The sequence below is a fragment of the Geothrix oryzae genome (genome assembly GCF_030295385.1).
GTDB classification, from domain to species: Bacteria; Acidobacteriota; Holophagae; order Holophagales; family Holophagaceae; genus Geothrix; species Geothrix oryzae.
Genome location: NZ_AP027079.1, coordinates 1,274,768 through 1,294,067 on the forward strand (window position 1 = coordinate 1,274,768; position 19,300 = coordinate 1,294,067).

The window sequence follows — 19,300 nt, forward strand, 5'->3', positions numbered from 1 at the left end:
GGTCGCTATCCTCATCGGGATTCCCCGGGAGCTTTGATGCGTTCGACCCTCGGCCTGGCTTTCGTCGGTTGCGGTGCGGTCCTGTCGGCGCAGGTTCCGTCCTCCGGGGGCCCCACGGCGCAGGTGCTGGACCGGCGGCTGCGCGAGATCAAGGGGGGGCTGCTGGTGGTGGTGGACGGTCCCAAGGGGGAATGGAAAGCCAAGGTCGATGCCCTGAACGCCGATCCGGATTGGCTCGAGCTGGACCTCGGCCTGGCCTACTACGGATCGAAGGCGGCGGAGGTGGAGGCGCTCCTGCGGCAGAAGTACCTGGCGGGGCCCCGTCCCCAGTGGGTGCTGTTCGGTGCGGGGCCGCGGGTGGTGGCCACGGGGGGAGGCGTTCCCGAGGCCAAGGCGCTGGCCAAGGCCGTCGAGGAGAGCGGCATCCGCTCCACCATCCAGATCCTGAGGGAGTTCGCGCGGCGCAATCCGGAGCACCTCGAGGCGCGGCAGGCCCTGTGCGCAGAGCTGCGATCCAGGGCCGCGAGGCGGACGCTGGTGCGCACCGGAGGGAAGGTGGATCCTCTTCGGTCGGCGGATGAGCCGTTCGACTTTGCCCAGTTCCAGCGGGAGCGGGATGCGAAGGAGGAGGCCAAGGCGCAGGATCCGCAGGAAGAGAAACCGCCGGTTCAGCTGGAGCCGGAGGAGGACCAGGCTATCTGGGGGGAGTTGGCCGACCTGCTAGGGAGGACCTTCCGCAGCGGAGACTGGCTCGAAATGGTGAACTGGTCCATCGTGCCCGATGAGACGGCGGTCCACAGCCCCCTCATGCGGGCCATGAGCCGGGCTGCGGTTCCCGAAGTGGAGCGGGCCCTGGCGCGCAACCCGGGGACCTGGAACCTCTGGCAGATCTGGCTGGGACTGACGCGGACCGATGGGGGAAAGCCGATCCGCCCCCTCCTGGACACCCTGGTTCCGCTGCCCACCTACTCTCCCCTGGCGTGGCCGCCCTATCCCGTGCGCGACGCCTATGTGAAGGATGCCCGCCAGCGGAAGGACTGGATGGCCATCCGGGATCTGCTGCTGCCCCAGATCGAATCCAACAAGGTCTGGGAGGCGGCGCAGGGAAAGACGGAATTCGTGTTCAAGAAGGACGGCAAAATCCAGGAGGTCACGGAGACCGGGGACTATTGGCGCGGCACCCTGGAGCCGCTGGTGGAGGCCCTGGTCCGGCTTGGGGACACGGGGCTGGCCGATGACCTGGTGCGCAGCCGGTTCTCCGAACATCCCTGGGCGGGCCTGCCGAAGCGGGCGGAGACTCTGGCCCTGCGGTGCGGTCAGCCCCACCTGGCGGCCCAGTGGGGCGCCCTGGGGCAGGGGCGATAGGGACCGGAATGGGAAAAACCTTCGCCTTCCTCCGCGCCATCAATGTGGGGGGCCACACGGTCACCATGGCGAAGCTGCGGGATCTGTTCGAGGGCTTCGGGCTCCGGGGCGTCGAGACCTTCATCGCCAGCGGAAACCTGTTTTTCGAAGCGGGCCGGGAAGGGGAGGCTGCCCTCACCAGGCGCCTGGAAGCGGGCCTGGAGGAGGCCCTGGGGTACGAGGTGATCGTCTTCCTGCGTTCCGAGGGCGAGCTGGCGTCCCTGGTGGAAGGCTGCCCCTTCGGAAAAACCGACCAGGCCGCGGCGAAGGCGATGAATGTGGCCTTCCTCAAGGCACCGTTGGGGCCGAAGGAAACCGCGGCCCTCGCGGCCTTGCGGACGCCGGTGGACGACTTCCAGGTCCGCGGCCGTGAGGTCTGGTGGCTCTGCCGGATGAAGCAGAGCGAATCCACCTTCTCGAACGCCGTCTTCGAGCGGGCCCTCGGAGTGCGGGCCACCTTCCGCGGGTTCAATACCTTGCATCGGTTGGCGGAAAAGGCGGGGGTCAGAAGCGCCAGGTGAGGCTGCCCGCGAAGGAGGCGTCGTCCGTGTTCTCGTGGTGGGTGATGTTGTTGATGTAGCGGAAGGTCAGGGTGGCGCGCCGGTCGAGGTGGACATGCACGCCCAGGTCGTGCTGAAGGCTGCCCTCATGGAGCTTGGCGAAGGGCCGGGGGGTGCTGAACCCGCTCAGGAAGTAGAGCTGGACGAAGGGCTGCACGGCCCGGTTCCGCCGCCCCTGCCAGGTGAGGTGGGCCCCCAGGTCCGAGGTGTAATCCAGATCGTTGTAGGCCTCGTTGCCGCGCCCCCGGTGGGTGTAGGCAGCCCCGGCATAGAGGGTCTGCGTGGGGGCGAAGTCCCACCAGCCGCTCAGGCCGCCCTCGAGGTCCCATCCGGCCTTGTAGGATCCGTAGGTGGTCACCAGCGGCGGCTTGACGGTGAAGGTGGCGCTCAGACCCGTGGCCTCGCCCTGGTGGATCTGGTGGATGACACCGAGGAGCGGGTCCTGAAGGCGGGTCGGCTGTGAGCCCTCCCGCACGAAATCCAACCGCCCGTGGCGGATGGTGGCCACCACGGCCTGGTTGCGGGCCACTTCCGTGCGGCCCCACTGGGCGAAACCCAAGGCTTTGTGGAAGGCCTCGATGGGGCTGTCCAGGTCCCCGCCCCCATGGCGTTCCGCCGGCAGTTCGATCCAGACATCCGTGCGATCCGTGAGGCCATGCCGGACCTGGAGGGTCGTCCGGGCGATCTCCTCGTCGAAATAGAACACGAAAGGGGCATTGGGATACTCGGCGGCCAGGGCTTCCAGGGAGGCGCGGTCCATGCGGTGACGGCCCTGGAACCAGGAGGGGGGCCGCTCCTTGATCAGGTCCGAGAACTCGAAGACATTGGCCCGCACATGGGTGAGGGTCGCCTGCCAGCGCCCGGCGCCGATGGGGCGGGGCGCCTGGGGCTGGTAGGTCATGGGGGCCTGGAGGAGGGTGAACATGTTGCGGGTGGGCAGGGGGCCCATCTCGGGGTAGGCCGTGTCCTGGGCCTGGAGGGACAGGCCGAGGGCCAGCGCGAGCGCGGCGCGCATGGAGAACTCCTTGGGGATGACGAGCGGGCGGACCCACCCCTGCCGGACCGGGGTCCGGGCAGTGACTGAACTTGGAAGCCGGAGGCGCCCGGCAATTGCTTTCTTTTGGGAAGCCTATTTCCCTATGAAAGCAATGGTGGCGGTCGAGCTTCCCCTTGTCAAGCCACTTTCTTTGGGATAGCTTTTAGGAGACCCACCCTGGGTCGTGGACTGTCCATGGACCTCCCCGAGACCGACCGCTGCCGCTGTTTCCGCATGGCCATCGATGTGCTGGCCAAGCCCTGGACGGGGCAGATCCTGTGGATCCTCCAGGAGGGGCCGCTGCGCTTCAACGAACTGGTCACCCGGGTGCAGGGCATCGGCGAGAAGGTGCTTTCGGCCCGGTTGAAGGAACTGGAGTGCCAGGGGCTGCTGGTGCGCCGCGTCCTTCCCACCACTCCGGTGAGGGTGGAATACGAGCTCACCTGCAAGGGGGAGGGCTTCCGTCAGGTCGTGGAGGCCGTCACCCAATGGGGGACCGAGATCGCCGATCCGGACGCTCAGGCCCGGTAGTTCGGCATCACCTGACCCTTGGCCCACTCGAAGATGAGGCTGGTCTGGATGTGGGCCACCTCGGGCCGCGTGGTGAAGGCATCCAGCGCCAGGTCCCGCAGGTGATGGGCGTCCCGCACGGCCACATGCACCTGGAAGTCGTGCGTGCCGGCCACATGGAAGACCGCCAGCACCTCCGGAAGCCCCAGGACATGCTTCCAGAAGGCCTTCACCTGGGTCCGGCTGTGCTGGCGCAGCTGCACGGCGATGAGGGCCTGGAGGCCGACGCCGAGCGCCTCGGGGTCCACCTCGGCGTGGGCGCCCCGGAGGACGCCCTCGGAGCGCAGATGCTGCACGCGGGCCAGGCAGGAGGAGGGCGCCAGACCCACGGCGGCAGCCAGTTCCTTGTTGGATAGCCGAGCATCCTTCTGTAAAAGTCGAAGAATTTCGCAGTCGATTCGATCAAGGTTCATGAATGACATCATTCCACGAAATAAATTCGAGAGATTGCCGAATTCGTGAAACCTACATTGGGGACAGGAGCATCCCCATGTCCAAGCCCACCGCCTCGACCTCACTGGAAACCCAGGCCGTCCATGCCGGCCGCGAAGTGCTCCATGAGCAGGGCATCCACGCCATGCCCATCGACCTCAGCAGCACCTACCCGGTGCAGAACCTCGATGAGGGCGGTCGCAGCCTCGAGGCCATGGCCATGGGGGGCCTGCCCATCGGCAGCCCCGTCTATTCGCGCCTCTACAATCCCACCGTCGCCCGCTATGAGCAGGGCCTAGCCCAGCTCGAAGGCGCGGCGGAGTGCGTGGCCTTCGGTTCCGGCATGGCCGCGGTGACGGCCTGCCTCATGGCCGCCAAGCAGCGGGGCGGCCATATCGTGGCCGTGCGACCCCTCTACGGCGGCACGGATCACCTGCTGGCCTCGGGCATGCTGGGCCTGGAAGTGAGCTGGGCCGAGGCCGACGGCATCGCCGCCGCCATCCGCCCCGACACCGCCATGGTGATCGTGGAAACCCCCGCCAACCCCACCCTGGCCATGGTGGACCTGGAGGATGTGGTCCGACAGGCGGGCAAGGTGCCCGTGCTGGTGGACAACACCTTCGCCACCCCCATCCTGCAGAACCCCATCAAGCACGGCGCGACGCTGGTTCTCCACAGCGCCACCAAGTTCCTGGGCGGCCACGGCGACGTGCTGGCGGGCCTCGTGGCCACCAACAACGACTGGGCCACGGAGCTGCGCAAGGTGCGCGTCATCACGGGCAATGTGCTGCACCCGCTGGCCGCCTATCTGCTGCATCGCAGCCTCCCCACGCTGCCCCTGCGGGTGCGTGCCCAGCAGGACGGCGCCAAGATCATCGCGGAGCGGCTGGCCAAGCACCCCGCCGTTTCCGCCGTGCACTTCCCGGGCCTCCAGGGGCAGGACCCCAAGGGCCTCCTGGGCCGCCAGATGAAAGGGCCCGGCTCCCTCATGGCCTTCGAGGTGAAGGGCGGCTTCGAGGCCGCCGCCATCGTGATGGCCGAGGTGAAGCTCATGACGCCCGCCGTCTCCCTGGGGAGTGTCGACACGCTGATCCAGCACCCGGCGGCGCTCACCCACCGCGTGGTGGACGCGGAGGCCCGGGAGCACAGCGGCGTCTCCCAGTCGCTCATGCGGCTGTCCGTGGGGCTGGAAGGTCCCGAGGACCTCTGGGCCGATCTGGAGCAGGCCCTGGCCAAAGCCATGGCCGGGATGGCCGTAGGTACCTCCCGGTAATGTGAAAAAGAAGATAAAAATGCAGGATTGATCCAGTAGGTCCGGGTCGTATGCTGGGTTTCATCCCGGAGCAACCCATGGTGGATCTGACGGCGGCGGACGCGTGGCATCCCACGAAGGTCTGATCCATCTCCATTGCGGGGATGTCTCCGCCGCCGTGCATCGGCGCTCCGGCCTGCCGGGAGCCCTCCAGGTGTGGCGGGACTCCCCCGCCGTGGGTCCCTGGACCTCGGACCCCGCGCACCTTCCGGTCCTCCGGGCGGCCTGGTGGGGCGTCACCGGACCGGAGACGCGGGGGCTCGGCGCGCCCCAGAATCCGGCCCGCGCCCCCGAGCCCGTGCTCTGGTTCGGTCCCGATCCCTGGGAGCAGGCCTGCCTGCTCTGGGTGCTGGCGGAGCTGCCCGGCGACACCCTCCCGGACCTGGTGCTGCTGGATCGCAGCGTGGGCCAGCTGCCGCCCACGGCCCTGCCGCCCCTGTTCGCCCAGCGGATCCTCATGGACGGGGAAGTCATCGAGGCCGCCCGGGACCTCTGGATCCGCTTCCTCGAAGGAGGATGGGGGGCCCTGGGCGGCTGCCGGATTCCCAGCCTTCCCCACCTGGCCCCGGCGCTGGCGCGCCTCGCGGAAGACCACCCGGCGGTGGGTCCTGGGCGCACCCGGCGGCAGCTCCAGGGTCTGGTGGCTCAGGGCGTGCGGGACCTGCCCAGCCTCCTGGCGGAACTCCGGAAGCTGGAGGACCCGCGCCACGGCGCCTGGTACGGCGATCTCGTCGTCGCGAAGATGGTGGATGCGATGGGGGTACGGCTAGGCTGAACCTTCCGTGATGTCGCTTGCTCCCCTCCCACTGTCGTCCAAGGTCACGGTCCTCCGGGGCCTGGGACCGGCGCGGGCGGCGGCGCTGCAGGAGGCCGGCATCGACAGCCTCCGCGACCTGCTGTGGAGCCTGCCCTACCGCTATGTGGACCGCGGCAGCCTGCGGCCCCTGGGCAGCCTCGAGATGCGGGGCTTCGAAGCGGCGGATCCCGGCCTGGTGACGGTGCTCGGCACCGTGCGCGACCTGCGGCAGAGCACCACACGGGTGCAGCGCATGGCCCTCACCGAGGCGCTGCTCGACGATGGGACGGGCACCCTGCGCCTGATCTGGTTCAACCAGCCCTACCTGGCCCGTGCGCTCAAGGTGGGAGACCGCGTGCTGGCCTTCGGCTCGCTCTTCGTGGGGCGCCACGGCCTGGAGATGCGCGGACCGCAGTTCGAGCAGATGGGCCGGGAGGAGGACATCGGCTGGGTCCGGCGATACCTCCCCCTGTACCGGAAGCTGGGGCCGCTCACGGGGCGGGTCCGGCAGAAGCTGGCCCAGGAGGCTCTGGGGCGGGCCCATCCGCCGGAAGAATGGCTGCCGCTGGAGCTGTCCAGGGACCTTCCCGAGCCCCTGGCTGCCTTCCGCCTGCTGCATGATCCGCCCGACGACAGCGATCCCGCCCTGCTGGAATCCGGCGACTCGCCGGCCCATCAGCGGCTGGCTGCCGAGGAGCTCTTTGCCTTCTCGCTGGGCGTGGCCCTGCGCCGGGCCGGTCGCCTCAAGCGCCACGGCCTGGTGGTGCCCACCTCGCCCGAGCTGCGCGAGCGTCTCAGGTCGTTTCTTCCCTTCCGCCTGACCGGGGCCCAGCGGCGGGCCTTCAAGGACATCGTGGCCGACCTCACCTCGGGCCGCGTCATGAACCGCCTACTTCAGGGCGATGTGGGCAGCGGCAAGACGCTGGTGGCGCTGCTGTCGATGGCGATGGTCGCGGAGACCGGGGGACAGGGGGCCCTGCTGGTGCCGACGGAGGTGCTGGCCCGCCAGCACGCGGCCAGCTTCCGGCGCTACCTGGGCGATCAGGCCGATTCCCTCCAGCTGCTGCTGGGCGGCATGAAGGCGGGTGAAAAACGGGCTGCGCTCGCCCGCATCGCCAGCGGCGAGGCCCGCTATGTGATCGGCACCCACGCGCTGTTCCAGGAGGCCGTCGCCTTCCACCGGCTGCAGCTGGTGGTGGTGGACGAGCAGCATCGCTTCGGGGTGAAGCAGCGGGAGGCCCTGAAGGAGAAGGGCGGCGACCCCCACTGGCTGGTGATGAGCGCCACGCCCATCCCGCGCTCGCTTGCCCTGGCCGTGTTTGGCGACCTGGACCAGAGTGTCCTGGACGAGCTGCCACCGGGTCGGCAGCCCATCACCACCAAGCTGCACAAACCGGACGCCGCCGAGCGGGCCTGGGAGCAGGTGCGGCGGGAGCTGGCCGAGGGACGCCAGGCCTTCGTGGTGAGCCCCAGCATCGATCCCTCGGACGAGGGCAAGGTGCAGCTGCGCGACATCCAGGCCATGGAAGCGCTGCTGCGGAGCATCTTCCCCGACGAGGGGATCGAGGTGGTCCACGGCCGCCTGAAGGCTGATGAGATGGCGGCCCGCATGGGGCGTTTCGTGGCGGGCGGGGCGAAGATTCTCCTGGCCACCACGGTCATCGAGGTGGGGGTGGATGTGCCCAACGCCACGGTGATGGTGGTGGACCACGCCGAACGCTTCGGCCTGAGCCAACTCCACCAGCTGCGGGGCCGCGTGGGGCGCGGCGCCCACCGCAGCCACTTCCTCATGATCAGCGGTTCCGAAACGGAACGGTTGCAGACGCTGGTGGAGACCCAGGACGGCTTCCGCATCGCCCAGCGCGACCTGGAGCTGCGGGGACCCGGGGAGTTCTTCGGTGTGCGTCAGGCAGGGCTTCCCCAGTTCCAGGTGGCCGATCTGGTGCGGGACCGCCACCTCCTGGCCCGCTGCCGGGAAGCCGCCGACCGCACCCTGACCCTGGGCCTCAGCGAAGCGCAGGCGGCCTGGCTGAAGCGGGAGCAGGTGCGGCTGAGGCTGGCGGAGATCAGCTGAAGGCGTCCCCCCCCAGGAGGGTGGTGCCGTTAATTCACAGGGGGGGGCTTCCGCCCGGTTCCATAAAGCCTAAATTAAGTTTCAATGCCACCTGAAGCCGGTTCAGGCCTCGGATTAGAGGGATTCCACCATGTCGTACGGTTGATTTAAACATTGATATGAATTGTATTAATAGAACCGTCAATAGACAGCCTCTACCGATCCAGGTCGCAGCCTCGACCCTCGAACAGTTCCCGCCAAGCCATCCAGCGACATCAGCCGTGTTCAAAGGAGGTCGTATGAAACTCGTCACACGCAAGGGGTTCTGGGCGCTGGCCGTGGCGGCCTCCCTGACCTTGGCGATCGCCGGCTGCCGGGGATCGGCCGGACAGAACGGCCTCAACGGAACGAACGGGACCAACGGCACCAACGGGTCCGACGGCTCCAACGGCGCGCCGGGCGCGGGATACGCCATCGATGCCACCACCTACACCCCCGACGAGTGGGGCGCCCTGACCCTCAAGGCCACCGTCACCAGTATGCAGATCAGCTCCCCGCCGGTGGTGACCTTCACGGTCACCGACGGCCACAATGTGCCGGTCAAGGGCCTCGGCTTCAAGAGCCAGGCCTCTTCGGCGGCCTTCGCCAGCTACGCCAACATGGCCTTCGGGCTCGCCAAGCTGGTGCCTGGTGCTAACGGAAGCCCGAGCATCTGGGTCAATTACATCGTGACGGCCAACCCGACGGCCGCGGCCCCCGCGACCTGGGTTCCCACTCGGCCCACCACGGACAACATCGGGACCCTGGTTGACAACGGTGACGGCTCCTACCGCTACACCTTCCGCCGGGATATCACCCAGACCCAGGCCCTGCTGGATGCCGCGACCTACACGGGCGCCAACATCAAGGCCGACCTGGGCGATGTGAGCTACAACCCCAACCTGACGCACCGCCTGACCGTGTTCGTCGGCGGCACCGCCCGGGGCACGGGCACCAACACCCCGGATGCCTCCAACAGCGGCGTCGTCTCGGTACCCATCCTGAATCCGGCCAACGCGGCCTATGACTTCATCCCCGCCACGGGCGCCACGGTCACGGCGGCCAATGAGCAGCGGGAGATCGTCGATGTGTCCTCCTGCTTCAGCTGCCATGCCAAGTTCGAGTTCCACGGCAGCGGCCGCCAGGACACCCGCTACTGCGTGATCTGCCACAACGATCAGCGCAAGTACGGGCGGGCCGAAGCCACGGTGACCGCCACCACGGTGACTGGTGAGACGGGCAAGCTCAACGGCCATGCCTCGGGCGACTTCCCCTCCTTCATCCACCGGATCCACATGGGGGAGGAACTGACCAAGACCGGCTATGCCTATGGCGGCATCGGATTCAACGAGGTCACCTATCCCCAGGATCACCGCAACTGCGTGAAGTGCCACAGCGCCAGCGCGACTACGCCCCAGGGCGACAACTGGTTCAACAATCCCAGCCGCTTCGCCTGCGGCGGGTGCCATGACCGCGTGGATTGGACGACCGGCGCCAACCATGCCGGAGGCGCGGCCACCTCGGATGTCAACTGCTCCAGCTGCCACGGGGCCGCGGGCGTCAAGCTCAACCACCTGCCCGTGGTGCCGCCGGATCCCGCCAACATCTGGAATACGGGCGGAACCAACAACAACACCAACGCCTCCTTCGTCGGGGCCTTCACCAACAACCTGCCTCCCGGGGCCAGCAAGGTGACCTGGGATCTGAAGAGCGTGACCCTCAACGCCTCCGCCAAGCCGGTCTTCACCTTCCGGTTCCTCAAGGATGGCGTGCCCGTGGTCTTCAATACCTATGCCGCGGGCTCCGTCACGGAGTTGATGGACAACTTCGTGGGAGGGCCCAGCTTCTACATCGCCTTCTCCGTGCCCCAGGACGGCATCGCCAATCCGGCGGACTGGAACGCCACCGCCAGCACCTACCTCAAGAACATCTGGCGCGGCGACAACCTGGACATGGGCGGGGCGGCCCTGGCGGCCTCCGCCCAGGGCACCCTGAGCGCCACGCCGGACGCGAGCGGCTACTACACGCTGACCATGACCGGCGTGAACATCCCCACCAGCGCCGGGATGGTCACGGGCGGCATAGGCTACACCTACGCCCTGACGCTCACCCAGCCCCTGACCCAGACCAATGTGCCCGGATACCCCTACATCCCGCGGGTCGCGGGCTCGCCGGGAACAGGGCAGGGCGGCCTCAGCGTGCCGGCCCCCAATGTCTCGAAAGTCATCAGCGGGACCCTGCCCGCCGGCTTCCCGCTCAACGCCGGAAGTACGACCACGGGGCCCGCGAACACCGCCCGCCGCACCATCGTGGCGAACGCGAAGTGCCTGGACTGCCACGGCGCCATGGGCGTGTTCACCACCAAGGCCTTCCATGCGGGCCAGCGCAACGATCCCCAGACCTGCGAGTTCTGCCACAACGGCCAGCGGGTGAACAACGGCTGGGGCGTGAACATGAAGGATTTCGTCCACGCCATCCACGGCGCGGGCAAGCGGCAGGCCAAATTCTCCTGGGAAGCCTCCGCGGGCGACACCTACTGGAAGACCACCTATCCGGGCGTCCTGAACAACTGCGAGGCCTGCCACCTTCCCGGCACCTATGATTTCGGCCTCTCCACCAACGCGGGCGAGCTGCCCGACCTGCTCTGGACCACCGTCGCCACCGGCACGGTCCCCACGCCGGTGAATGTGGTCGTCACGGGCAGCGAGCCGATCCCCGGCGTCTACTGGTCCCCCTATGCGGCCGCCTTCGGTTCCGGCTTCGCCTTCGGGACCGGCTTCAGCTACAACGCCAATACCGGCGCCACCACCACGGCTGCGGGCACCACCCTGGTGAACTCGCCGTATGTGGCCGCCTGCTCCAACTGCCACGACAGCTCCCTGGCCATCTCGCACATGCAGACCAACGGCGGCACCTTCTACGGCAGCCGGGCCAGCGTTACGGCGGGGGGCAAGTTCGTGCGGCAGGAGCAGTGCTTCCTCTGCCACTCCGCCGGCAAGATCGCCGATGTGCGGGTGGTCCACATGACCTTCAAGTGAGGATGCCCGAGGGGGCGGCCCCAGGCTGCCCCCTCGGTCTACCCCTTGAGGAGCCGCTCTGAGATGCGGGTCCGCAGGATCTCGGGCACCAGCTCGGACAGGTTGCCGCCCATGCTGCCGATCTCGCGGACGAAGCGGCTGCTCACGGCGCTGTACTTCTCCTTGGGCATGAGGAAGACGGTTTCCAGCTCCGGGGCCAGCTTCCGGTTCATGAGGGCCATCTGGAACTCGTACTCGAAATCGCTGAAGGCCCGCACGCCCCGGATGATGAACTGGGCATTCTGCGCCTTGGCGAAGTCCACCAGCAGGCCGTGGAAGGTGGTCACCTCCACCTGGGGCAGGGTGGCCGTCAGTTCCTTCAGCATGGCGACCCGCTCATCCACGCTGAAGGCGGGGGATTTGGCAGGGTTGTGGAGGACGGCCACCACGAGCCGGTCCACGAGCTTCGCCGCCCGCTGGATGAGATCCCAGTGACCGAGGGTCACGGGATCAAAGGAGCCTGGATAAATGGCCGACCGCACGGTCACTCCGACAAGGATGGGGAATCAGCCTAGCGCATCCGGGCTGGCCCCAGGATCAAAGGTCCCTCCGGGGCGCCTCAGCGCTTGAGGATCCAGGTGCGGAAGCGGCCCGCGCCCTCGGTCTCGCACCAGCAGGGAAGTCCCTCCTGCCGGAACTGCTCCAGCAGCGGTTCGGGGCGGAAAGGGCTCAGGAGCTGCAGCGCCTCGCCGGGCGCCAAGGTCAGCAGGGCCCGGCGGGTGCGGGCCAGGGGGTGCTCGCCCGCCGCCAGCAGCCCATCGGCATCCAGGGTGGAGCGCACGGAGGCGGGTTGCGCCCAGTCAGGCCTGGGGTCCTCGACCGGCGCCCCGTCGGCCCGGCCGGGGGTTGCAGTGGTTTCGCCGGTCAGCTCCCGGAGGAAGCGCACGAGCTCCGCCGCGGGGAGGCCCGCGACGCGGGCCGCCTGCTCCACGGTGGCCAGCTTCGCCACCGTCCTGCGCAGGATGGGGTTCCGCAGCTTGGCGAACTCGGGGACCCGCGCGATGAGAGCCTCCTGCAGCTCGGGGTGGGCTTCAAGGAAGGCGCCGATCTTCGTTTCAGGCGTGATGTTCATGGGAACCTCAGGCCTGGGCCGGCGCGTCGTATTCGAGCAGACGGCGATCGCCCTCCAGGGCCCGCAGGCGCGTGAGGTCCTGGGTCACTTCGAGGGTGCCCAGGTAGGCCCCGGCTTCGTCGCGCACGGCGAAATAGCGGATGTGGACAAACTTCCCCTGCATCTGGATCCAGAACTCCGCCACGGTCTGGCGGCCGGCCTTGAAGTCGTTCAGGATGCGCTCGACCACATCCACGCTCTTGGGCGGGTGGCAGTGCTTCACCTCCCGGCCCAGGATGGTGCGGCTGCGGGCGAAAACCCGGTCGGGGCCCTCGCTGAAGAAGGCCACGCGGTCGTCCGCGTCCACGAAGGTGATGTCCACGGGCAGCGAGGAGAAGATGCCGATGAGCTGCTGGAAGCTGAGGGAGCCGCTGGGGAAGGCCACGGCCGAGGCCTCGGGCAGGCGGATGGGGTCCTCGGGCAGGGTGGCCACGGGCGGCGCGTAGCCCGCGGCGGGCTCCACCAGGCACCAGCCGTAGCGGGGGCTGTCCCGCCAGACCTCGCCCCACTCCTCCTCGGTGAAGAGGCCCAGGCACATGGGCAGGAGGATGGTCTCCTCCTTGTAGATCATGGATTCCAGCGCGGCCAGGGCCGGGCGCAGCACCGTGGGGACCAGGATCTTCAGCTCGGCGCCGCTGAGGCTCTCCTCCCGCAGCACTTCGATGGCCCCTTTGAGCAGGTCGCGCACCTCGTCGTCCTTGGCCCACATGACCTTGGAGGGCCCCGTGTTGCCATGGCGCTCCAGGACGGAGAAGACCAGGTGCTCTTTGCGCTGGTAGTGCTTGTCCACATCCATGAGGGCGTTGAAGGCCCCCAGCACGGCCAGGCGCTCGGTGGTCGGGTAGGCCTGGTCGGCCACGGACTCCAGGGCCGCGACCCGCTCCCGGGCGCTGCCGAGGGCGCTTTCCACGGCCCGGTTCTCCCGGCGGAAGGTGTCCACGGGATGACCGGGCGGCACTTCCCGGGGGGCGATGGGCTTGGCCACGGCGTCCTGGAGCACCTCCGCGTGGAGGTCGCACATGGACTTCACCTCCTCCGGGCTCATGCCGTCGGCCATGAGGGACTGCTCCATGGCCGCGATCTCGGTGGCATCCACCTCGCCCACCATGTGCGCCAGCCGCGCCTTCACCTGCTCGGGAGCCTCGCCCCGGTGCAGGTGCAGGATGATCTCTTTGAGGGTGGCGATCCGGTGTTCCCGGTTGTTGAGGAGTTCGCTCATGGTGTCTTCCCGTGGGGGGCCATCCCCGGGAAGAAGAAATAACATAGTAAATGAATCAACAATTCTCAAATGTGATCTGCGTCGTCCAGACCTGGATTCCCGGCCGGAGAGGGGCCGTGACCGAGTGCTAAAGTGGGACCATGAGCGAGAAACTGAGCGTCGGCCTTCTCTTCGGCGGGGAATCCCCTGAACACGAAGTCTCCATCGTCACGGCGCGGGCCATCGCCGAACATCTGGATTCGGTGCGGTTCCAGGTGCGGCCCATGGGCATCGCTCGCAACGGCGTGTGGGCCGTCCTCGGCGATCCCTTTGCGCGGCTGGCGGCGGGCGAGCTGCCGGAGCGGAGCGACCACCCCTTCCTCCCCTTGGAGAAGGGCGCGGAGGCCACGCCGCTGCCGGATGTCTTCTTCAATGCCCTGCACGGCGCGGGAGGCGAGGATGGCCAGATCCAGGGCTACCTGGAGCTGCTGCACCGGCCCTACACGGGGGCGGGGCTGCTGGCCATGGCCGCGGGCATGGACAAGTGGATCACCAAGCGCCTCTGGGAATCGGAAGGCCTGCCGGTGGTGCCCTATGTGGGGCTCACGGAGGAGCGGTGGCGGCGCGAAGCCGCGGTCTGCCTCGCGGAATGCGCCAAACTCGGGCTGCCCCTCTTCGTGAAGCCCGCCAACCTGGGCAGCAGCATCGGCGTGGAGAAGGTGAAGCGCGCCGAAGACCTGCCGGCGGCCCTGGACCGGGCCTTCACCTTCGATCGGCGGGTGCTGGTGGAGCAGGGGCTCGATGTGCGCGAGATCGAGGTGGCGGTGCTGGGGGGCGACGAGCCCCAGGTGTCCCAGCCGGGCGAAGTGATCGTGGCCGACGAGTTCTACACCTTCGAGGACAAGTACCTCCACGGCAAGAGCCGCACGGAGATCCCCGCGAACATCCCCGAGGAGCTGGCCGACCTGGTGCGCAAGCTGGCGGCCAGGGCCTTCGCGGCCTCGGACGGCTACGGCATGGCGCGGGTGGATTTCTTCCTGGAGCGGCTCACGGGGCGGGTCTTCCTCAACGAGCTGAACTTCATCCCGGGCTTCACCAGCATCTCCATGTATCCCAAGATGATGGCGGCCAGCGGCGTGCCCTATGCGGACCTGCTGACCCGGCTCATCGACCTGGCCCTGGCCCGGCATGCCCAGATCGTGGTCAAGCAGAAGGGGTTCCAGTCCGGCAGCGACTGGTTCCGGGGCGCTCAAGGTTAGGCCGGGTCTGGCCGATACCAGCTCCATGGATGGATTCGGCATCGCCCTCTCGGGACTGCGCGCGGCCAGCGCGGGGTTGGCCGTGCAGGCGAACAATGTGGCCAACCTCCAGTCCGATGGCTTCCGGGCGAAGCGCGTGGCGTTCGTGGCCGAACCCGGTGGCGGCGTCCGGGCGCAGGGGGCGCCCGAGGATCCGGCCCCGGGGGTCCCCGGTGCCTCGAATGTGGATCTGGCCTCGGAAGCGGTGCAGGGCATGGGTTTCGACCTCATGTACAAGGCCAACCTCAAGGTCCTGAAAGCCGAGGACGAGCGCCTGAAGGCCACCCTCGATCTGAAGGCGTAGCCGCCGGGCGGAATAAGCCCCTACACTGAGGCCATGCACGCCCGCACCTGGCTCTCCGTCTTCTCGCTTCCCCTCGTGACTGCGTTCACCTTGCCGGTGCTCCAGCAGGGCACGCCGCCCAAAGCGGCGGCCAAGCCCGGGGGCAGGCCCGTGCCGCAGGATCCGCTCGCGGGCCTGTCCGACATCCAGGATGTGCTGGCCCTGGTGCAGCAGAACTATGTGGATGCCCCGGACATGGAGAAGGTCGTCTCCGGCGGCGTCCAGGCCGTGCTGGAGCGATCCCATCCCCTGAACGCCTACCTGTCGGCGGAGGATCTGCGCCTGCCGGATCCCGGCCCTGCCGAGGCCGGGCTCACGGTGATGAAGCGCGGCAACCTCTACGCCACGGTGTTGGCGGTGGTGCCCGGTGGGCCCGCGGCCAAGGCCGGCATCCAGGCGGGGGATGTGATCCGCAAGGTCGATGGGGATTCGGTGGGCCGACTCAGTTCTTGGGCGCTGGAACGCCGCCTGCGTGGAGAGGAGGGCTCGACGCTGGATCTCTACCGCTACTCCAACGCCACGGGCGACCTGGCCAAGACCACGCTCCATCGGCAGCGCCTCGCCGCGGCCCCCGCGACCCTCAAGCAGGGCGTCGGCGCGACGCTGCTGACCCTGCCCGACCTGGCCCCCGGCCGCGCCGAAGAGCTGAAGAAGCTGCTGGCTTCCGTGGACCGCAGCCACACGCTGGTTCTGGACCTGCGCCAGTGCGCCAAGGGATCGATGGAGGAAGCCGCGGCCGTGGCCGGCCTCCTGGGGGCCAAGGAGACCTTCGGCACCCTCCAGGAGGCGGGTAAGCCCGACCGTCCGGTGGCGGTGATCGGCTCCGGCACGCCCTTCGCGCGTCTGGCGCTGCTGATGGGCCGCTCCTCGCTCGGAGCTTCCGAGGTCCTTGCCACCTGCCTGAAGAAGGGCGGGGCGAAGGTCTTCGGCGAGAAGACCCTGGGCCTGGGCGTCGAGCGGAGCCGCTTCCCGCTGAAGCAGGGCGGGGCCGTGGAACTGGTCTCCCGCCGCTGGCTCGGCGCGGGCGGCGAAAAACTCGACCGCCAGGGCGTGGCGCCGGATCAGGTGTTGCGGCTCGCGGACGCGGACGATGCGCTCACCAAAGTGCTGGCTGCGCTCCAGGCGCCGCCGCCCGCTGCGAAGCCCGACGCGAAGCCCGTGGCGAAGGCCTCCTAGTTGGCCCGAGGGAAGGGGAAGCGCACCTCCACCCTGGCCCTGGTGGCCTGGGGGGCCTTCACGCTGCTGCTGGGCCTGGGCGTGGGCCTGCTGCTGGGCCAGCAGGGGTGCGGCAAGCGGGAGGCACCGGTCAAGCGGGAGGCCCCGAAGCCCGAGCCCAGGAAGCCCGAGAAGAAAAGCGCCGAACCGAAGGTGGCCCCCGCTCCGGAAGCCGCCAAGCCCCCGAGCCCGGAGCCCGCGCGTCCCCTCCCGGTGCTGGCCCTGGTGATCGACGACCTCGGCTATGTGCAGCCGGAGCTGGTGACGCGGCTGTGCAGCCTGCCCGTGGCCTTCAGCGTGGCGGTCCTGCCCTACCAGGAGCACACGCGGGTGAGCGCCGACATCGCCTACCGCCTGGGCAAAGAGGTGATGCTGCACCTGCCCATGGAGCCCATCGGCTACCCCGGCCCCAGCCGGGATCCCGGGCCCAACGCCATCCTCTACAACCTGCCCGAAGCGGAGGTCCGCCGCCGGGTGCGCATGGCTCTGGAGGAAGTCCCCCACCGCGTGGGCGTGAACAACCACATGGGCAGCCGCATCACGCCGGACCGCCTGCGCATGGGCTGGGTGCTCCAGGAGATCAAGGCCCGGAAGTACTTCTTCGTGGACAGCCGCACGGAGAAGGACAGCGTGGCCTTTGATGTGGCGGAGAAGCTGGGCATCCCCACGGTCCAGCGACGGGTCTTCCTGGATGACGACAAGGCCTTCCCCGAGATGGAGAAGCAGTGGGACCGGGCCATCAAGCTGGCGGAGAAGGACGGATCGGTCCTCATCATCGGCCACATCTACCCCGAGACCGTGGAGGCCCTCGAGAAGCTCGTGGCGCGCAGCAAGGGGCTGGTGCGCTTCGTGAAGGCAGGCGACCTGGCCAAGTGATAGGCTGATTCCGGCGATGGCGTCCGCCCCATAACCGCCTGGATGGCTGATGACGCCTGTGGATCCTGGAGGACACAGGCATGGGCGTTCATTCTTTTCTCGCGGTCGGCGTGGGCGCGGCGCTGGGGGCCTGGTTGCGCTGGGGCCTTGGCGCGCTGCTGAATCCCCTGGTACCGACCCTTCCCCTGGGTACGGTGGCGGCGAACCTGCTGGGGGGCTACCTTGTGGGCGTGGCCGTCGCCGTGTTCGCCCAGCACCCGGGCTTGGCGCCCGAAGCAAGGCTCCTCATCATCACGGGGTTTCTGGGGGGGCTCACGACCTTCTCGACCTTCTCCGCCGAGGCGGTACACCTCCTGACACGCGGGGAATACGCCTGGGCCGCCGGTCACATGGCGATCCACCTGGCGGGTTCCCTGTCCATGACGCTGCTGGGCCTGCTGACGGTGAAGGTCTTCGTGAAAGCCTGAGGAGGCGTCATGAGAGGCACCTTTCTGATCTTCTATGTCCAGGAGGACCGCACCCGGCACGGGATCCTGGTCTACGAGTGGCTGTTGAAGCACGCCCGCGGGCTGGGGCTGAAGGGGGGCTCGGCCGTGAAGGCCATTGCGGGATTCGGTCGCCACGGCCTCATCCACGCGGACCACTTCATCGAGCTGGCGGGGGACCTGCCGGTGGAAGTCTCGTTCATGGCCTCGGACGAGGAGGCGGATCGCCTGCTGGCCTCCATCGGGAGCGAGGGCCTCTCCGTGTTCTATGTCCGGATTCCCGCCGAGTGCGGCGTGCTCAATCCGGAGGCCCATCCATAGCCACCGTCAGTGCCCGCAGCCGCAGCCGCCGGTGAAGGCCGCGCTCCGGGCGGCGCGGATCATGCCGAGGCCCTCTTTCCCGATGAGCCCCGCCAGGCCCAGCGCCGCGGCGGCATCCACCCACCAGAGGGCCGGCAGGAGCAGGAACAGCAGGCTGCCGGCGAAGAGCACCACGGACAGTTGGATGCAGGCCAGGCTGCAGGCCGCGTCGGCCTCCACGGTGGCGCTGTCCGGGGCCCGGGCCACGCGGAGCTTCGCACGCCACAGGAAGACCATGAAGGTCAGGGACAGGGCCGAGATGATCAGGCCCGGCAGGGTGGTGGGCGGATGGACGCGGGCCGTGAGCTGGAGAAGGGCCCCCCCGGCGATGCCCAGGGCCAGGGCCAGGAACAGCCAGCCGATGCTCCGGGTGGCCTTGCGCTCGCGCTCAAGGTTGCCGTGATCCAGCAGCTTCCACAGCACCAGCAGGGCCGAGGCCACCTCGATGAAGCTGTCGGCGCCGAAGCCGAAGAGGGCCACGGAATCGTCCGCCCAGCCGAAGGCCATGGAAACGAGCCCTTCCGCCAGGTTGTACCCGATGGTCAGGGCGGATAGCCAGAGGGCCCGGCGGCGCCAGTCCACCTGGTTCACGCCCGAATTCACGGATGGGGCTCGCGGACTTTGCGGGCCTTCACCAGCACCAGGGTCGATCCCTGCGGATGGCGCTCCATGTGCACCTCGTCCATGACCTGCCGCATGAAGAAGACGCCTCGGCCGCCGGGCTTGAGCAGGTTCTCGGGCAGGTTCGGGTCGGGCAGGGCCTCCAGGTCCACGCCCGGGCCGCGATCCTCGATCCGGATCTCGAAACGGTCCACCTTGGGCGTGAAGGTCACCTTCACGGGCTTGTCCTTGACCAGCTTGTTCCCGTGGCGCATGGCGTTGGCGATGCCCTCCTGGATCGCCAGCCAGAGGCGCTCGCCATCCTCCTGGCTGAAGCTGAGGTGCTTCAAGAATTCCGCACCCACCACCTGAATGAGGTCGATGAATCGCAGGTCCGTGTTGCAGGTGAGGACGACGGGCAGAAGGGCGGGATGGGCCATGGGCTAGAAATCCCTTTCAGAGATCAGGGGAACCAAAGCCAAGGTACTTGGAATCCCGGCCCCGGGGCCAGAGGTTTTGCCAGGGCCCGACGGGC

The 19,300-nt window shown here is 68.4% G+C and carries 20 protein-coding genes and 1 riboswitch; of the genes, 13 read left to right on the forward strand and 7 right to left on the reverse strand.

Features of this window, described 5'->3' with window-relative positions:
• Positions 1–36: 36 nt before the first annotated feature.
• Together QUD34_RS05840 and QUD34_RS05845 are read left to right on the forward strand one after the other, a co-directional pair.
• On the forward strand, positions 37–1,365 hold the full coding sequence (locus QUD34_RS05840; protein WP_286355658.1) for a hypothetical protein: 1,329 nt from the start codon (positions 37–39) through the stop codon (positions 1,363–1,365).
• A gap of 8 nt (positions 1,366–1,373) precedes the next feature.
• Positions 1,374–1,925, forward strand: a complete 552-nt coding sequence (locus tag QUD34_RS05845; RefSeq protein ID WP_286355659.1) for a DUF1697 domain-containing protein — start codon at positions 1,374–1,376, stop codon at positions 1,923–1,925.
• Here the strand turns inward: QUD34_RS05845 and QUD34_RS05850 are convergent.
• Positions 1,909–2,979, reverse strand: a complete 1,071-nt coding sequence (locus tag QUD34_RS05850) for a DUF3187 family protein (RefSeq protein WP_286355660.1) — start codon at positions 2,977–2,979, stop codon at positions 1,909–1,911. The two genes, QUD34_RS05845 and QUD34_RS05850, sit on opposite strands and share 17 nt — an antisense overlap.
• 216 nt (positions 2,980–3,195) lie before the next feature.
• Between QUD34_RS05850 and QUD34_RS05855 the strand changes: the two genes are divergently transcribed.
• Complete coding sequence (locus QUD34_RS05855) at positions 3,196–3,531, forward strand: winged helix-turn-helix transcriptional regulator (RefSeq protein ID WP_286355661.1); 336 nt, start codon at positions 3,196–3,198, stop codon at positions 3,529–3,531.
• On the opposite strand, the gene QUD34_RS05860 is transcribed toward QUD34_RS05855, so the two are convergent.
• Positions 3,519–3,983: an Lrp/AsnC family transcriptional regulator gene (locus tag QUD34_RS05860; RefSeq protein WP_286355662.1), complete on the reverse strand. Its 465-nt coding sequence runs from the start codon at positions 3,981–3,983 to the stop codon at positions 3,519–3,521. The genes QUD34_RS05855 and QUD34_RS05860 overlap by 13 nt on opposite strands.
• A gap of 77 nt (positions 3,984–4,060) precedes the next feature.
• Here QUD34_RS05860 and QUD34_RS05865 point away from each other — a divergent pair, with 77 nt between their 5' ends.
• The 4 genes from QUD34_RS05865 (at position 4,061) to QUD34_RS05880 (ending at position 11,240) form a co-directional block, all read left to right on the forward strand.
• A complete protein-coding gene (locus QUD34_RS05865; protein WP_286355663.1) occupies positions 4,061–5,275 on the forward strand; it encodes a trans-sulfuration enzyme family protein in 1,215 nt (404 codons plus the stop codon).
• Between the two features lie 103 nt (positions 5,276–5,378).
• Positions 5,379–6,089, forward strand: coding sequence for a hypothetical protein (locus QUD34_RS05870; RefSeq protein WP_286355664.1), 711 nt, complete (start codon positions 5,379–5,381; stop codon positions 6,087–6,089).
• 10 nt (positions 6,090–6,099) lie between these two features.
• On the forward strand, positions 6,100–8,184 hold the full coding sequence (recG, locus tag QUD34_RS05875; protein WP_286355665.1) for an ATP-dependent DNA helicase RecG: 2,085 nt from the start codon (positions 6,100–6,102) through the stop codon (positions 8,182–8,184).
• A gap of 278 nt (positions 8,185–8,462) precedes the next feature.
• Positions 8,463–11,240 carry an OmcA/MtrC family decaheme c-type cytochrome gene (locus tag QUD34_RS05880; protein ID WP_286355666.1) on the forward strand — a complete coding sequence of 926 codons (2,778 nt, stop codon included), beginning with the start codon at positions 8,463–8,465 and terminating at the stop codon, positions 11,238–11,240.
• 38 nt (positions 11,241–11,278) lie between these two features.
• On the opposite strand, the gene coaD is transcribed toward QUD34_RS05880, so the two are convergent.
• From coaD to QUD34_RS05895, 3 genes are all read right to left on the reverse strand, one after another.
• Complete coding sequence (gene coaD, locus QUD34_RS05885; protein ID WP_286355667.1) at positions 11,279–11,761, reverse strand: pantetheine-phosphate adenylyltransferase; 483 nt, start codon at positions 11,759–11,761, stop codon at positions 11,279–11,281.
• A 77-nt stretch (positions 11,762–11,838) separates the two neighbouring features.
• Entirely contained in the window at positions 11,839–12,351 is a 513-nt protein-coding gene (locus QUD34_RS05890) for a DUF1858 domain-containing protein (RefSeq protein ID WP_286355668.1), read from the reverse strand.
• Positions 12,352–12,358: 7 nt separating this feature from the next.
• Entirely contained in the window at positions 12,359–13,609 is a 1,251-nt protein-coding gene (locus tag QUD34_RS05895; RefSeq protein ID WP_286355669.1) for a DUF438 domain-containing protein, read from the reverse strand.
• A gap of 140 nt (positions 13,610–13,749) precedes the next feature.
• On the opposite strand from QUD34_RS05895, the gene QUD34_RS05900 reads away from it, so the two are divergent.
• From QUD34_RS05900 to QUD34_RS05925, 6 genes are all read left to right on the forward strand, one after another.
• Positions 13,750–14,847 (forward strand): D-alanine--D-alanine ligase family protein, encoded by a 1,098-nt coding sequence (locus QUD34_RS05900; protein WP_286355670.1) that lies wholly within the window; start codon positions 13,750–13,752, stop codon positions 14,845–14,847.
• Positions 14,848–14,872: 25 nt separating this feature from the next.
• Positions 14,873–15,190, forward strand: a complete 318-nt coding sequence (locus tag QUD34_RS05905) for a flagellar basal body rod C-terminal domain-containing protein (protein WP_286355671.1) — start codon at positions 14,873–14,875, stop codon at positions 15,188–15,190.
• Between the two features lie 33 nt (positions 15,191–15,223).
• Positions 15,224–16,405: a S41 family peptidase gene (locus tag QUD34_RS05910; RefSeq protein ID WP_286355672.1), complete on the forward strand. Its 1,182-nt coding sequence runs from the start codon at positions 15,224–15,226 to the stop codon at positions 16,403–16,405.
• Positions 16,406–17,320, forward strand: a complete 915-nt coding sequence (locus tag QUD34_RS05915) for a divergent polysaccharide deacetylase family protein (RefSeq protein WP_286355673.1) — start codon at positions 16,406–16,408, stop codon at positions 17,318–17,320.
• Between the two features lie 3 nt (positions 17,321–17,323).
• Positions 17,324–17,386, forward strand: a riboswitch (Fluoride riboswitch).
• 14 nt (positions 17,387–17,400) lie between these two features.
• Positions 17,401–17,787: a fluoride efflux transporter CrcB gene (gene crcB / locus QUD34_RS05920; protein ID WP_286355674.1), complete on the forward strand. Its 387-nt coding sequence runs from the start codon at positions 17,401–17,403 to the stop codon at positions 17,785–17,787.
• A 9-nt stretch (positions 17,788–17,796) separates the two neighbouring features.
• Positions 17,797–18,126, forward strand: a complete 330-nt coding sequence (locus tag QUD34_RS05925; protein WP_286355675.1) for a DUF190 domain-containing protein — start codon at positions 17,797–17,799, stop codon at positions 18,124–18,126.
• Between the two features lie 6 nt (positions 18,127–18,132).
• On the opposite strand, the gene QUD34_RS05930 is transcribed toward QUD34_RS05925, so the two are convergent.
• Complete coding sequence (locus QUD34_RS05930; protein WP_286355676.1) at positions 18,133–18,768, reverse strand: cation efflux transmembrane domain-containing protein; 636 nt, start codon at positions 18,766–18,768, stop codon at positions 18,133–18,135.
• Positions 18,765–19,205, reverse strand: coding sequence for an ATP-binding protein (locus tag QUD34_RS05935; protein ID WP_286355677.1), 441 nt, complete (start codon positions 19,203–19,205; stop codon positions 18,765–18,767). Before QUD34_RS05935 ends, QUD34_RS05930 begins: the two co-directional genes overlap by 4 nt.
• Positions 19,206–19,300: the final 95 nt, after the last annotated feature.